The organism is Saccharopolyspora sp. MMCC62, assembly GCF_057736575.1.
Genome location: NZ_JBYKCM010000010.1, coordinates 243,691 through 257,989, shown reverse-complemented (window position 1 = coordinate 257,989; position 14,299 = coordinate 243,691). Strand labels below are relative to the sequence as shown.

Genomic DNA, 14,299 nt, shown 5'->3' with positions numbered 1-14,299 from the left:
TTCCCCGACCGGTCATCGGCCTCGTGCCGGTGACCGGTCGTTCGCGTTCGCGGCCCTGATCGGCGCGGCCCTGATCAGCGCGGGGGAGGGCGGGCGCGGTGCGGGAAGCGGGCGCGGGTAGCTTTGACCTCGTGGAACAGCACGCGAACCAGGCGCGGTTGCTCGGGCCGGCCGATGTTCGCCGGCTGGCGGGGGAACTCGGGATCCGGCCGACGAAACGGCTCGGCCAGAACTTCGTGCACGACTCGAACACGGTGCGCCGCATCGTCGGGGCGGCCGGTCTCACCGCGGAGGACGTGGTGCTGGAGGTCGGTCCCGGGCTGGGCTCGCTGACCTTGGCGCTGCTGCCGGAGTCCGCCGGAGTGGTGGCGGTGGAGATCGACCCAGTGCTCGCCGAGCGGTTGCCGCGCACCGCCGCCGAATTCGCCCCCGAACTGCGGGACCGGTTGCGGGTGCTGCCCGCCGACGCGCTGCGGGTGCGGGCCGCCGACTTCGCCGAGCCGCAGCCGACCGCGCTGGTCGCGAACCTGCCGTACAACGTGGCGGTGCCGGTGGTGCTGCACCTGCTGGCGGAGCTGCCGTCGCTGCGCACCGGTCTGGTGATGGTGCAGTCCGAGGTCGCCGACCGGCTGGCCGCGAAGCCGGGCGGCCGCACCTACGGGGTGCCGAGCGTGAAGGCCGCGTGGTTCGCCGACGTCCGGCGCGCGGGTCCGGTGCCGCGCAACGTGTTCTGGCCGGTGCCGAACGTGGATTCCGGGCTGGTGTCCTTCTCCCGGGTGGACCCGCCGTCGGCGGCGCCCCGGGCGCAGGTGTTCGCGGCGGTGGACGCGGCGTTCGCGCAGCGGCGCAAGACCTTGCGGGCGGCGCTGTCCGGCTGGGCCGGTTCGGCGGCGCGCGCCGAGGAGGTGCTGCGGGCGGCCGGGGTGGACCCGTCGGCGCGCGGCGAGCAGCTCACGGTGGCCGATTTCGCCCGGGTGGCCGAGGCGGGCGCGGGATCGGCGCGCTGACGTTCCGCTGCGTCGCACCCTCGGGGGTCGCGTTGCTCCGTCCAGGCGGAAAACCGTAGCGCTGCTCACATAAGGTCACTGGAATATTCACGACCAGACATGTCTCCTGCTCAGTAGGGGGATGTGATTTGTCAAACGATTCCACATAGTGACGGCTTTTGGCTTGCGCCTCCCGACGCCGCTGCGTTCTACTATTCGGGAAATCCATCCCGAGCGGCTGAGAGACCTGGCTCCACGACGCCGCAGCAACCACTCCACCGGAGCAGGTGCTAACGCCAGGGTCGATGGAGTTGTGGTGTCTGAAACTCTGCTCGCAGGTGAACGTGCGCCCCGGTCCAGCCGCAGGCGGGCCCGCGGTGGTCGCGCTCGCGTCGGCTCCGGTCCGCACGGGCTCGCGTTGACCCAGCGCCGGGTTATCGATCACGGACGCCGCACCACGACGGCCTGTCGCCTCGCCGGCTGACGGCCCCAGTCGTCACCGCCCCACCAGGCCCTTCTGTTCCTCCCCGCCCGGCCGCGGCATGTCCGCAGGTCGGCGTGAGCTGATGCGGAGCGCGATCGTGATCACAGTCGAGAACCTCACCAAGTCCTTCCGGCCCGACCAGTCCGACCGGTCCGACGTCGTCGCCCTCGACGACGTGTCGCTGGAGGTCCCGGCGGGCGCCGTGCTCGGCGTCGTCGGACCCAGCGGCGCGGGCAAGTCCACCCTCGCCCGGTGCATCGCCCTGCTGGAGAAGCCGGACCGCGGCGCCATCCGCGTCGACGGCACCGACCTCGTCTCCCTCGAAGGCGCCGCGCTGCGCGCCGCCCGCCGCCACATCGGCGTCGTTCCCCAGGGCGACTCGCTGCTGCGGCAGCGCACCGCCGCGGGCAACGTGGCGCTCCCGCTGGAAGCCGCCGGGATGCCCGCGCCGCAGCGCCGCAGCCGCGTCGCCGAACTGCTCGACCTGGTGGGGCTCACCGAGAAGGCGCCGATCTACCCGGACCGGCTCTCCGGCGGGCAGCGGCAGCGCATCGCGGTCGCCCGCGCGCTGGCCGCCAAGCCCTCGGTGCTGCTGGCCGACGAGCCGACCTCGGCGCTGGACCCGGGCACCACCGACTCGGTGCTCACCGTGCTGGACCGGGCCCGCTCCGAACTGGGCGTCACCGTTCTGGTGGTCACCCACGACATGGGCGTGGTGCGGCGCATCGCCGACGACGTGGCGGTGCTCGAAGGCGGCAAGCTCGTCGAGCATGGCAAGGTGCTCGACCTCGTCGCCGAACCCGGCAGCCGGGTCAGCACCAGCCTGCTGCCCGAGACCGACCAGGCACCGGTCGTGCCCGGGGTGCGCCACGACGTGGTCGCCGAAGTGGTCCTCGTCGGCTTCGCCGCTGTCGGCGCGCTGCTGCCCGAGGCCGCGAGCCGGTTCGGGGTGGAGCTGTCCATCCTCGGCGGCGGGCTCACCCGGCTCGGCGACACCCCGGTGGCGAAGTTCCGCATCGGACTCGCCGGTGAGCGGTCCGAGTCGGCCCTGAAGTGGATGGTCGACCGGGACGCGCACGTGCGGCGCACCCCGGTCAGTGTTGATGGAGTCGCGGCGTGAGTGATCCGACCCCTTGGGCGGAAGTAGCGGAGCTGCTCGGCGGTGCCACCGCCGAAACGCTCTACATGGTGCTGGTCTCGACCCTGCTGGCGGTCCTCGGTGGACTGCCGCTGGGCGTGTTCCTGCACCTGAGTTCTCCGGTCGGGCTCAGCCCGCGTCCGACGCTGCACCGGATCCTCGGTGTGGTCGTCGACGTGGTGCGGTCCGTGCCGTTCGTGGTGCTGCTGGTGGTGCTGGCCTCCTTCACCAGGTTGTTGGTGGGCACGTCCATCGGCAGCACCGCGGTGATCGTCCCGCTGGTCGTCGGCGCCGTGCCGTTCTTCGCGCGGTTGACGCAGAACGCGTTGCGGGAAGTGAGCTTCACCGTCGTCGAAGCCGCGATCACCACCGGTTCGAGCCGGTGGCGGATCGTGTGGACCGTGCTGCTCGGCGAGGCCCGCGCCGCGCTGGTCGGGGCCGTCGGCGTCACCGCCGTCGCGCTCATCGGCTACGCGGCGATGGCCGGCGCCATCGGCGGTGGCGGGCTGGGGACCACCGCCATCCAGGACGGCTACCAGGCGTACGACGAGCGCGTGCTGTACGGCTCGGTGGTGGTGCTGGCCGTGCTGGCCTTCGCCATGCAGCTGCTCACCGACATCACCGCCAAAGCAGTGGACCGCCGCCGCAGCGCGACCGGCTAGGCCCGCAGCTCACCAGGAACACTCCGACGGCGGGGACGTGCGATCCCCGCCGGCCGCCGGTGCACGTCACCGGTCGGCCCTCCAGAAAGGACGCGATCGATGCGTTTTCGCTCCCTGGCCGTGGTGCTCACCGCTGCGACGCTGGCACTGGCCGGTTGCGGCGCCTCCGGCACGCCCGCCGCGCAGGACCCCGAGGCCCCGCTGACCATCGGCGTCAGCCCGCAGCCGCACGGCGAGATCCTCCAGTTCGTCAAGGACCACCTCGCCGAGCAGGCCGGCATCGAGATCGAGATCGAGAAGTTCGACGACTACAACCGGCCCAACGAGGCCGTCGCCAACGGCGAGCTGGACGCGAACTACTACCAGCACAAGCCGTACCTGGCGGAGTACCAGGCGCAGCGCGGCGGTGAGTTCGAATGGGTGCAGACGGTGCACCTCGAACCGCTGTCGGTCTACTCCAAGAAGGTGAAGTCCCTCCAGGAGCTGCCGAACGGGGCGCGGATCGCGCTGCCCAACGACCCGTCGAACCAGACCCGCAGCCTGGAACTGCTGCAGAACAACGGAGTCATCAAGCTGAAGCCGGGCGCAGAGCAGGGCGCCGGGGTGCGCGACGTGGCGGAGAACCCGAAGAACATCCGGTTCCAGGAGCTCTCCAGCGACCAGCTGCCCCGCTCGGTCGACGACGTCGACGCGGCGATCGTGAACGGCAACTATGCGCTCAAGGCCGGGCTGAAGGACCCGATCGCGGTGGAGAGCGCGGAGAACAACCCGTACGCCAACGGCCTCGTCGCCTCGCCCGCGATGGCGAAGGACCCGCGGGTGCAGAAGCTGGCGGAGCTGCTGCGCTCCCCGGAGGTCAAGGACTTCATCACCAAGACCTACGGCGGCATCTCGGTGATCCCCGCTTCCTGATCGATCCCGGATCGGCGGCCCCCGCGCGGACGTGCGGGGGCCGCGGTGCGTCCGGGCCGGGGCAGATGAAGATCCACCTGGTGGCGGGGGCGTCGCCCGGCCGGGAGTTCCGGCCGGGTGCGCGGAGGTTCCGCTGTGAAGTCGGGTGCTGGGGCGGCACCGGGCTCGCGCGGACACGTACGCTCTAGGGGTGCTCTCCGTGGTACCCACCCCCATCACCGTGCGTGTCCCGGCCAAGGTGAACCTGCACCTGTCGGTCGGCGATACCCGCCCGGACGGCTACCACGAGCTGGTCACCGTCTTCCAAGCGCTCTCGCTCACCGACGAGGTGACGGTCCGCACCGCCGACGAACCCGGCATCGAGGTGCACGGCGAAGGCGCCGACTCGGTCCCGACCGGGCCGAGCAACCTCGCGTGGCGGGCCGTGCAGCTCCTCGCCGAGCACTCCGGGCGCGACCCGGAGGAACCGGGCGTGCAGCTGACCATCCGCAAAGGCATCCCGGTCGCGGGCGGCATGGCGGGCGGCAGTGCCGACGCGGCCGCCGCGCTGCTGGCGCTGAACACGCTGTGGCGGCTGGAGATCGGCCGGGACGACCTCGCCGACATCGCCGCGAAGATCGGCAGCGACGTGCCGTTCTCGCTGCTGGGCGGGACCGCGCTCGGCACCGGTCGCGGGGAGCGGCTGGTCCCGGTGCTGGCCAGGCACACCTTCCACTGGGTGATCGCGCTGGACCGGCGCGGCCTGGAGACCCCCGGCGTGTACGCCGAGCTGGACCGGCTGCGCGGCGACACCGGCCCGCACCGCGTCGGCGAAGTCGAACCGCTGCTGGAGGCGCTGGCCTCCGGCGATCCGCGGCAGCTGGCGCTGCTGCTGGGCAACGACCTGCAGTCCGCGGCCGTGTCGCTGCGGCCGAACCTGCGCCGCACGCTGCGCGCCGGCGTGGAGGCGGGCGCGCTCGCCGGGATCGTGTCCGGTTCCGGGCCGACCTGCGCGTTCCTGTGCACCGACAACGACGCGGCGGTCCGGGTGGCCGCCGAGCTGTCCGGCGCGGGCGTGTGCCGCACCGTGCGGGTCGCGCAGGGCCCGGTGCCCGGCGCGCGGGTCGTCGGCGACGACCGCGCCGACCGGCCCACCCCGCCGCAGGTCCACGCCTGACCCACCCCTCACGTTCCTCTGTTCCTCTGGAGATCCACACCCCCGATGGCGAACCTGATCAACCTCGAATCGGTGAGCAAGAGCTACGGAGTGCGACCGCTGCTGGACGGCGTGTCCCTCGGTGTCGGCGAAGGCGAACGCATCGGGGTCGTCGGCCTCAACGGCGGCGGCAAGACGACGCTGCTGGAAGTGCTGTCCGGCACCGAAGAGCCCGACTCCGGCCGCGTCAGCCAGTCCCGCGACCTGCGGATGGCCGTCGTCACCCAGCGCACCGAACTCCCGCCCGGGTCGACCGTGCGCAACGCCGTGCTCGACCCGCACGGGTTCACCGCCGAGCACGAGTGGGCCGCCGACGCGCGGGTCCGCTCGGTGCTCACCGGGCTCGGCATGACCCGGCTCGGCCTCGACACGCCCGTCGCCGACTTCTCCGGCGGGGAACGCCGCCGGGTCGCGCTGGCCGCCGCGCTGGTGCGCGACCTCGACCTGCTGGTGCTGGACGAGCCGACGAACCACCTCGACGTGGAAGGGGTGCGCTGGCTCGCCGACCACCTGCTGGCCCGCCGCTGCGCGCTCGTCATCGTCACGCACGACCGCTGGTTCCTGGACACCGTCTGCAACCGAACCTGGGAGGTCACCCAGGGCAAGGTGGAGCAGTACGAAGGCGGCTACGCCGACTGGATCTACGCCCGCGCCGAGCGCGGCAGGCTCGCCCAGCAGGCCGAGGAGAAGCGGCAGAACCTCGCCCGCAAGGAACTCGCCTGGCTGCAGCGCGGCGCGAAGGCCCGCACCTCCAAGCCCCGCTACCGGGTGGAGGCCGCCGAAGCGCTGATCTCCGACGTCCCGCCACCGCGCGACACCGTCGAACTGGTCAGCTTCGCGAAGCGGCGGCTCGGCAAGACGGTCGTCGAGCTGGAGGACGTGGACCTGCGGATCGGCGACCGCACCCTGCTGCACGACGTGACCTGGCAGGTCGGGCCCGGCGACCGGATCGGCGTCGTCGGCGTCAACGGCTCCGGCAAGACCACGCTGTTGCGGCTGATCGCGGGCGAACGCGAACCGGACGCGGGCACCCGCAAGGTCGGCGCGACCGTGCGGCTCGCCCACCTCACGCAGGAACTGCACGACCTGCCCGGCGACTGGCGGGTGCTCGAAGCCATCGAGGACGTGGCCGAACGCGTGCAGCTCGGCAAGTACGAGCTCACCGCCTCCCAGCTGGGGGAGCGCTTCGGGTTCGGCAAGGGGCGGCAGTGGACGCCCGTCGGCGACCTCTCCGGCGGGGAACGGCGCAGGCTCCAGCTCGCCCGGCTGCTGATGGGCGAGCCGAACGTGCTGGTGCTCGACGAACCCACGAACGACCTGGACATCGACACCCTGCAGCAGCTCGAGGACCTCCTCGACGGCTGGCCCGGCACGCTCGTCGTCGTCTCGCACGACCGGTACCTGGTGGAGCGGGTGTGCGACCGGGTCGTCGCCCTGTTCGGCGACGGGAAGCTCAGCGACCTCGTCGGCGGCATCGAGGAGTACCTGCGGCGGCGCAGCTCGCTGCTCGAAGCGGAGGAATCCGTCGGCAAGCAGGCCGTCGACTCCGCCGCCGCCAAGGAGCACAAGCTCTCCGGGGCGCAGGAGCGGGCCGCGCGCAAGGACCTCGCCAAGCTGGAGCGCCAGCTCGACAAGCTCGGCAAGAAGGAGCAGGACCTGCACGTCAAGCTCGCCGAAGCCGCCACCGAGCCGGATCGGCTGCAGGGGCTCAACGCGGAGCTGCGGGCGTTGTCGCAGGAGAAGGACGACGTCGAAGCCCGTTGGCTGGAACTGGCCGATCAGCTGGACTGAAATCTGGCGGCTCTCCTGTTGCTTGTTGCTCGGGTGGCGGAACCTCAGCGGCTTCCTCGCTGCGGGATCGTTTTCGCAGGTGGCTCCGCCACATGCGAAAACGCTGTCCTCGCGAGGAAGCCGCTGAGAACCCGCTGCGGTGCCGGTGGCGTGGGTGGTCGTCGGCTCAGCGGCTTCGCCGCTGACGGGCAACCGATGCGGCCTGAACCGGCGGGCTCGACGGTCGCGGGCGTGGGTGCGGGGTGGTGGGACCTTTCGCCGGGCCGGATTGGGCGGTGCGCCGGTTCCCCACACCTCGGAACGGCCGTAATGTGCGTCACATGAGCCGGTTCGTGGACGGGATCGTGGCCTCGGCGCTCGACGGCGGCGCGGCGGGGCGCGGGCTGGTCACCGGCGAACCGCGAGCACCCCGGCGCCGCACCTGGGCGGAGGTCCACGAGCAGGCGCGGCGCATCGCCGCCGCCCTCACCGCGGACGTCCGGCCCGGAGCCGCGGTCGCCGTGCTCGCCGCCGACCCCGGCCTGATCGCCCCGGCGGTGCAGGGCGGCTGGCTCGCCGGGTGCGGCGTCACGATGCTGCACCAGCCGACGCCGCGCGCCGACCTGGCCCGCTGGGCGCAGGACGCGGTGCGGGTGCTCGGCATGATCGACGCGGAGCTGGTGCTGCTCGGGCCGCCGTTCGAGCCGCTCGCCGACCTGCTCGACTCGCACCGCATCCGGTACCGCGACCTCGCAGGCCTCGCCGAGCACCCCGAAGCGCTGGCCGAACCGGTGCCGACCGCCGAAGACGCGACCGCCCTGCTCCAGCTGACCAGCGGCTCCACCGCTGACCCGAAGGCGGTGCGGATCACGCACGGCAACCTCGCCGCGAACACGGCGGCGATGGTGGAGATCGCGCGCCTGGACCCGGTGCGGGACGTGGCCGTGTCCTGGCTGCCGCTGTTCCACGACATGGGCCTGGTCGGCACGCTGACCGTGCCGATGGCGATCGGGATGGAGGCGGTGCAGGTGACGCCGGCCGACTTCCTCGCCGCGCCGCTGCTGTGGCCGAAGCTGATCGGCAAGTACGGCGGCACCGTGACCGCGGCCCCCAACTTCGCCTACGCCGTCGTGGCGCGCCGGATGCGCCGCGCCGAGGACGGCGAGTTCGACTTGTCCGGGCTGCGGTTCGCGCTCAACGGTGCCGAACCGATCGACGTGGCCGCGGTGCGCGCCTTCACCACCGCCGGGGCCCGGTTCGGGCTCGGCGAGTCGGCGGTGGTGTGCGCCTACGGGATGGCGGAGGCGACGCTGGCGGTGACCTTCGCCGAGCTCGACCGGCCGACGACGGTGGACGTGGTCTCCGCCGAAGCGCTGGAGGTGCGCGGCCGCGCCGAACCGGCCACCGGCGGCGGAACGCGCTCGTTCGCGCTGCTCGGGCCGCCGCTGCCCGGCCTGGAAGTGCAGGTCGTCGACGATGCGGGCGCCGAGCTGGGCGATCGCGCGGTGGGCCGGGTGCGGGTGCGCGGCGCCGCCGTCACGCCCGGTTACCGCACCGCGGACGGACCGGTGCCCGCGCAGGACGCGGACGGCTGGCTGGACACCGGCGACGACGGCTACCTCGTCGACGGCCAGGTCGTCATCTGCGGCAGGCGCAAGGACGTGATCATCATGGGCGGGCGCAACATCTACCCGGTGGACGTGGAGCGCGCCGCCGCCGAGGTCGACGGCGTGCGCGCGGGCAACGCGGCCGCGGTCCGGCTCGACGCGGGCAGCCGCCGGGAGCGGTTCGCGGTCGTCTGCGAATCGGCGTCCACCGGATCGGCGGAAGCGGAGCAGGCGCTGCGCAAGGAGATCACCAGCAGCGTGGTGCGGGCCGTCGGCGTCCGCCCGGCCGCGGTGGTGGTGCTGCCGCCCGGATCCCTGCCGAAGACCCCGTCCGGCAAGCTCAAGCGCGCCGCCACCGCGGCGCTCGTCGACGGCTGAAGCCCGGTCGACGACTGATCGTCCGGCGGATGAGCCCGGTGTTCGGCGACGGATGAGCCCGGTCGATCCGGCCTGAGCCCGGTCAGTGGAAGCGGTTCTGCGCGGCTTCCAGGCCGTCCGCGGCCAGCGCCTCGACGGCGTCCGCGCACAGGTCCACGAAGTAGCCGAGGTCCTTGCGCTCGGCGCCGGAGAAGTCCTTGAGCACGTAGTCCGCCGGATCCATCCGCCCCGGCGGGCGGTCCACGCCGAACCGCACCCGCAGGTAGTCCTTGGTGCCCAGCGACTTCGTGATGGATCGCAGCCCGTTGTGCCCGTTCTCGCCGCCGCCGCGCTTGAGCCGGACGGTGCCGTACGGCAGGTCCAGCTCGTCGTGCACCACGATCAGCGTCTCGGGGGTGGCTTTGAAGAACTTCGACGCGCCCGACACGGGCCCGCCGGAGAGGTTCATGAACGACCGGGGTTTCGCCAGCACCGCGCGGTGGGCGCCCAACCGGCCTTCGACGACGTCCGCGCCGCACTTGTGCGCCTTGAACTTGCCGCCGACGCGGGCGGCGAGCTCGTCGGCGACGAGGAAGCCGACGTTGTGCCGGTTGCCCTCGTAGCGCGGTCCCGGATTGCCGAGTCCCACGATCAGGACGGGCGAGTCAGGAGTGGTCACCAGGCTGCGTCCTCGGATGGGGGTCGCGGCCGATCAGCGGCGACCTCGGGGTGGCCGACCTCGTGCCGAGGCGGCCGCACGGTGGTCGGCCCGTGCGGGCCGGAGCCGCTGCGGCCGGGGCGCGGTTCACCGCACCCCGGCCGCAGGCCCGACGTCGTGGGCTCAGGACTCCGCGGAGGTGGCGTCCTCGGGCTCGTCCTCGACGACGCCCGCACCCTCGGTGTCGATCTCGGACTCCATGTCCGCGGCGGTGGGGGCCTCGCTGATGCTGACGACCAGGCCCTCGGGGGCGGAGGTCAGGGTGACGCCCTTCGGCAGCTGCACGTCGGAGGCGTGGATCTGGGTGCCGTCCTCGGCGCCGTCCACGGAGACCTCGAACTGCTCGGGGATGTGCAGCGCCTCGGCCTCGACCTCGAGCTCGTTGAGGTCCTGGGTGACCAGGGTGCCCGGGGCGGCGTCGCCGACCAGCACGACCGGCACGTTCACGGTGACCTTCTCGCCGCGCTTGACCAGCAGCAGGTCGACGTGCTCGATGTAGTTCTTGATCGGGTGCGCGGTGATCGTCTTGGTCAGCGCGAGCTCGTTGGCCGAACCGGCGACCTCGAGGGTCAGCACCGCGTTCTGGCCGTTGTCGCGGACGGCGCGGGCGAACTCGACCGCGGGCAGCGACAGGTGCTTCGGGTCGGAGCCGTGGCCGTAGAGGACCGCGGGGATCTTGCCGGAGCGGCGGGTGCGACGGGCGGCGCCTTTGCCGAACTCGGTGCGCGGTTCGACGGAAATACGTACCTCGGACACGGTGGTGCACTCCTCGTGACGTCGGGCGGAACGGAACTGGTCGGCGGCCTGCGGCGGCGGGTGTACCACTTGCGTGGTCGGCGCGTACCGGACGGGGCGGCACCTTGTGCGGGCGGCGCCGGCGGTCCTTCGCGTCCACGAGGGCGAACACCGAGCCGCCGCGTCGATCACGCCGGGTGGAAGAACCCGGCCTCGCCGAGGCAACCCGAACAGTTTAGAGCCTGCGTGGGAGCGACGCGCCGCCCGGGTGGGTGCACGGGTGTCAGCGGTCCTCGCGGCCCGCGTCGTAGGCGGCCCGGGCGGCTTCGACGTCGACCACGTGGGCCTCCGCCCAGTCGGTGATGGCCTGGATCGGGGCGCGCAGCGACCGGCCGAGCTCGGTCAGCTCGTAGTCCACCCGCGGTGGAACTTCCGCGTGCACGGTGCGGCTGAGCAGGCCGTCGCGCTCCATCGCGCGCAAGGTCTGGGTGAGCACCTTCGGCGCCACACCGCCCACGGCCGAGCGCAGCCGGGTGAACCGCATCGGACCGTCCAGCAGGGTCAGCACGACCAGCGACGTCCAGCGATCCCCGATGCGGTCGAGCACCACGCGGGTGGGGCAGGCGGGGTTGCGCACGTCCGGGACCAGGTTGGTAACCATCAGGTACTTATAGCACTTTGAAGTCACTGGTTACCAATGGTTACCGTCGGATCGAGTCGACATACTGGAGGAGATCTCCCATGCGGATCGTTCTGTTCGGCGCCACCGGGTACGCGGGCGGCCGGATCGCGAAGGAAGCGCTGTCCCGCGGCCACGAGGTGGTCGGCGTGGCCCGCGACGTCAGCGGACTGCCCGAAGCCGACGGCCTCAGCGGGCGCCAGGGCACCATGCACGACCCGGAGTTCGTGCTCGACGTGACCAAGGGCGCCGACGCGGTGCTCATCGCCACCCCGGGCCGCCCGGCGTCCGACGGCAAGAAGCTGCTCGACGCGGTGCCGACGCTGCTCGACGCCGCGCGGACCAACGGCTTCCGGCTCGGCGTCGTCGGCGGGGCGGGCAGCCTGCGCGTCGCCGAAGGCGGCCCCCGCGTCATCGACACCCCGGAGTTCCCGGAGGAGTTCAAGGTCGAGGCGGGCTCGCACTCCGAGGTGCTGGACGCGCTGCGCGAAGCCCCCGCCGACGTCGACTGGTTCTACGTGAGCCCGCCCGCCGTGTTCGGCTCCTACGCACCGGGGGAGCGGACCGGGCACTACCGGGTCGGCGGCGACCTGCTGCTGTCCGACGAAGCGGGGAGCTCGACGATCGGCGGGGACGACTTCGCCCTGGCCTTCGTCGACGAGCTCGACCGACCAGCGCACCACCGCACCCGCTTCACCGTCGCTTACTGATTTTCGGATCTCGTCTTGCGGGAGGGGCGGGTGGCGGAACCTCAGCGCCCTCCTCGCTGCGGGATCGTTTTCTCAGGTGGCTCCGCCACATGAGAAAACGCTGTCCTCGCGAGGAGGCCGCTGAGAACCCGCTGCGGTGCGAGTTGCTCGGGTGGTCGTCGGCTCAGCGGCTTCGCCGCTGACGGAAGTGCTGCTGACGGGAGAACTGCGGTGCCGACGGGCTCTGGCGTCACGGTTTGGTCGCTTGTGGATGACCGGTACCACGTGCGGCGATAGTTTGACGCGCATGTCCGCAGACACGAGCTCCGATCCGGGCGCCGAGCACGGCAGCGCGCCGCAACTCCCGGCCACGGGCTGGGCGCGGTTCAAGCAGATCGGGCCCGGCATCATGGCCGCCGCCACCGGGGTCGGCGCGGGCGACCTGGTCGCGACGATGGTCGCCGGTGCCCGCTACGGGTACACGCTGTTCTGGGCGGTGCTGGTGGGCACGCTGTTCAAGCTGGCTCTCGGCGAGGCGGTGGGGCGCTGGCACCTCGGCGGCGAGCGCACCATGCTCTCCGGTTGGCGCTCCCTCGGCCGGTGGGCCACCTCCTACTTCGGCGTCTACATCGTCATCTGGGGCTTCGTGTACGGCGCCACCGCGATGTCCGCCTCGGCGCTGCCGCTGAACGCGCTGTTCCCGGTGCTGCCGGTCGGCGGCTGGGCGGCGCTGTGCGGGCTGCTCGGGCTGGCGCTGGTGTGGTTCGGGCGCTACGCGGTGCTGGAGAAGATCATGACGGTGCTGGTCGGGGTCATGTTCGTGACCGTCGTCGGCACCGCGTTCCTCGTCGGGCCGAACCTGCTGGAGCTCGGCGAAGGCCTGGTGCCGCGGCTGCCCGCGGGCTCGGTCGCCTACGTGCTCGGCCTGATGGGCGGTGTCGGCGGCACCATCACGATGGCCGCTTACGGCTACTGGACGTTCGCGAAGGGCTGGCGGACGCCGAAGTGGCTGCCGATCATGCGGATGGACAACGCCGTCGGCTACCTCACCACCGGCATCTTCGTGGTGGCGATGCTGGTGGTGGGCGCGGAGATCCTGCTCGGCCAGGACCTGACCGAGAGCGACAAGGGACTGCTCAACCTCGGCGACGTGCTCGCCGCCGACTACGGGGAATGGGCGCGGATCCCGTTCCTGGTCGGCTTCTTCGCGGTCGCGTTCAGCTCGGTGATCGGCGTGTGGAACGGGGTGAGCCTGCTGTTCGCCGACTGGTGGCGGACCTGGCGGCTGCCGAAGGAAGCGCCGGTCGAGACCGCCGCCGCCTACGACCACAAGGCCGGCATGCACAGCACGCCCTACCGGATCTACCTGCTGTGGCTGACGTTCCCGCCGATGCTGCTGCTGCTGTTCAGCAAGCCGTTCCAGCTCACGCTGGTGTACGGGGTGCTGGGGGCGCTGTTCATGCCGTTCCTGGCGGGCACGCTGCTGGTGCTGCTGAACTCGCGGTCGATGATGCCCGCCGAGCACCGCTCCCGGTGGCTGTCGAACACGCTGCTGGGGCTGTGCCTGCTCCTCTTCGTAGGAGTGGCGATCAACGAACTCGTCGGGATGTTCTGACGACCGGGGGAAGTCCGGTTCGCCCCATCAGCGGGTGCGGCGGGCGTGACGCGCGCCGCACCGCGGAATGGTGGAAGCTTCAAGCACGTTGCTCCGAGAAACCGCGAGCAAGGAAGTGATCATGACCTCGACCGATTCCACGACCGGCCTGCAGCTGTCCGAAGAAGCCCAGGACCTGCTGTTCCGCAACGCCCGCACGGCCAACACGTTCAGCTCCGACGAGGTCACCGACGAGCAGCTGCGCGCGATCCACGACCTGGTCAAGTGGGGTCCGACCTCGATGAACCAGCAGCCGCTGCGCATCGTCCTGATCCGCTCCGACGAAGGCAAGCAGCGCCTGCTGCCGCACCTGGGCGGCGGCAACCGGGCCAAGACCGAGAGCGCGCCGGTCGTCGCGGTGCTCGCGGCCGACACCGACTTCCACGAGAACCTGCCGCGGATGTTCCCGCACGCCCCCAACGCCAAGGACATGTGGGCGGACGACGACTTCCGCACCGAGCACGCCAGGCTCAACGCGAGCCTGCAGGTCGCCTACTTCATCCTCGGCGTCCGCGCCGCGGGCCTGGCCGCCGGTCCGATGACCGGCTTCGACCCGGCGGGCATCAACGCCGAGTTCTTCCCGGACGGCAAGCAGCAGGTGCTCGTCGTGGTCAACATCGGCAAGCCCGGCGAGGACCCCTGGTTCGACCGCCTGCCGCGCCACGACTACGACGAGGTCGTCACGACGATCTGAGGTCGGGACCGGCCCGCGC

13 protein-coding genes and 1 riboswitch are annotated in these 14,299 nt (G+C 71.9%); of the genes, 10 read left to right on the top strand and 3 right to left on the bottom strand.

Translation table 11 applies throughout. The features are described 5' to 3' along the window. Positions 1 to 131 precede the first annotated feature (131 nt). The 7 genes from rsmA to AC29IT_RS23280 all read left to right on the top strand — a co-directional run bounded on the left by rsmA (position 132) and on the right by AC29IT_RS23280 (position 9,132). A complete protein-coding gene (gene rsmA / locus AC29IT_RS23310; protein WP_358440791.1) occupies positions 132 to 1,007 on the top strand; it encodes a 16S rRNA (adenine(1518)-N(6)/adenine(1519)-N(6))-dimethyltransferase RsmA in 876 nt (291 codons plus the stop codon). A gap of 201 nt (positions 1,008 to 1,208) precedes the next feature. Continuing rightward, positions 1,209 to 1,298, top strand: a riboswitch (SAM riboswitch). A gap of 269 nt (positions 1,299 to 1,567) precedes the next feature. Next, entirely contained in the window at positions 1,568 to 2,590 is a 1,023-nt protein-coding gene (locus AC29IT_RS23305; RefSeq protein ID WP_358440794.1) for a methionine ABC transporter ATP-binding protein, read from the top strand. Beyond that, entirely contained in the window at positions 2,587 to 3,270 is a 684-nt protein-coding gene (locus tag AC29IT_RS23300) for a methionine ABC transporter permease (protein ID WP_358440796.1), read from the top strand. Before AC29IT_RS23305 ends, AC29IT_RS23300 begins: the two co-directional genes overlap by 4 nt. 99 nt (positions 3,271 to 3,369) lie before the next feature. Further along, positions 3,370 to 4,182: a MetQ/NlpA family ABC transporter substrate-binding protein gene (locus AC29IT_RS23295; RefSeq protein ID WP_358440799.1), complete on the top strand. Its 813-nt coding sequence runs from the start codon at positions 3,370 to 3,372 to the stop codon at positions 4,180 to 4,182. A gap of 199 nt (positions 4,183 to 4,381) precedes the next feature. Then, positions 4,382 to 5,338 (top strand): 4-(cytidine 5'-diphospho)-2-C-methyl-D-erythritol kinase, encoded by a 957-nt coding sequence (locus AC29IT_RS23290; protein ID WP_358440845.1) that lies wholly within the window; start codon positions 4,382 to 4,384, stop codon positions 5,336 to 5,338. A gap of 45 nt (positions 5,339 to 5,383) precedes the next feature. Next, complete coding sequence (locus AC29IT_RS23285; protein ID WP_358440802.1) at positions 5,384 to 7,168, top strand: ABC-F family ATP-binding cassette domain-containing protein; 1,785 nt, start codon at positions 5,384 to 5,386, stop codon at positions 7,166 to 7,168. Positions 7,169 to 7,488: 320 nt separating this feature from the next. After that, positions 7,489 to 9,132: a fatty acyl-AMP ligase gene (locus AC29IT_RS23280; protein ID WP_358440804.1), complete on the top strand. Its 1,644-nt coding sequence runs from the start codon at positions 7,489 to 7,491 to the stop codon at positions 9,130 to 9,132. An 82-nt stretch (positions 9,133 to 9,214) separates the two neighbouring features. On the opposite strand, the gene pth is transcribed toward AC29IT_RS23280, so the two are convergent. From pth to AC29IT_RS23265, 3 genes are all read right to left on the bottom strand, one after another. Beyond that, entirely contained in the window at positions 9,215 to 9,790 is a 576-nt protein-coding gene (gene pth, locus AC29IT_RS23275; RefSeq protein WP_358440806.1) for an aminoacyl-tRNA hydrolase, read from the bottom strand. 162 nt (positions 9,791 to 9,952) lie between these two features. After that, positions 9,953 to 10,585: a 50S ribosomal protein L25/general stress protein Ctc gene (locus AC29IT_RS23270; protein WP_358440809.1), complete on the bottom strand. Its 633-nt coding sequence runs from the start codon at positions 10,583 to 10,585 to the stop codon at positions 9,953 to 9,955. Between the two features lie 262 nt (positions 10,586 to 10,847). Further along, entirely contained in the window at positions 10,848 to 11,225 is a 378-nt protein-coding gene (locus tag AC29IT_RS23265) for a winged helix-turn-helix transcriptional regulator (RefSeq protein WP_358440811.1), read from the bottom strand. Positions 11,226 to 11,305: 80 nt separating this feature from the next. Here AC29IT_RS23265 and AC29IT_RS23260 point away from each other — a divergent pair, with 80 nt between their 5' ends. The 3 genes from AC29IT_RS23260 to AC29IT_RS23250 all read left to right on the top strand — a co-directional run bounded on the left by AC29IT_RS23260 (position 11,306) and on the right by AC29IT_RS23250 (position 14,280). Beyond that, positions 11,306 to 11,953, top strand: coding sequence for an NAD(P)-dependent oxidoreductase (locus tag AC29IT_RS23260; RefSeq protein ID WP_358440814.1), 648 nt, complete (start codon positions 11,306 to 11,308; stop codon positions 11,951 to 11,953). A 286-nt stretch (positions 11,954 to 12,239) separates the two neighbouring features. Continuing rightward, positions 12,240 to 13,547, top strand: a complete 1,308-nt coding sequence (locus AC29IT_RS23255) for an Nramp family divalent metal transporter (RefSeq protein ID WP_488220099.1) — start codon at positions 12,240 to 12,242, stop codon at positions 13,545 to 13,547. Between the two features lie 121 nt (positions 13,548 to 13,668). Then, positions 13,669 to 14,280 carry a malonic semialdehyde reductase gene (locus AC29IT_RS23250; RefSeq protein WP_258343339.1) on the top strand — a complete coding sequence of 204 codons (612 nt, stop codon included), beginning with the start codon at positions 13,669 to 13,671 and terminating at the stop codon, positions 14,278 to 14,280. Positions 14,281 to 14,299 lie beyond the last annotated feature (19 nt).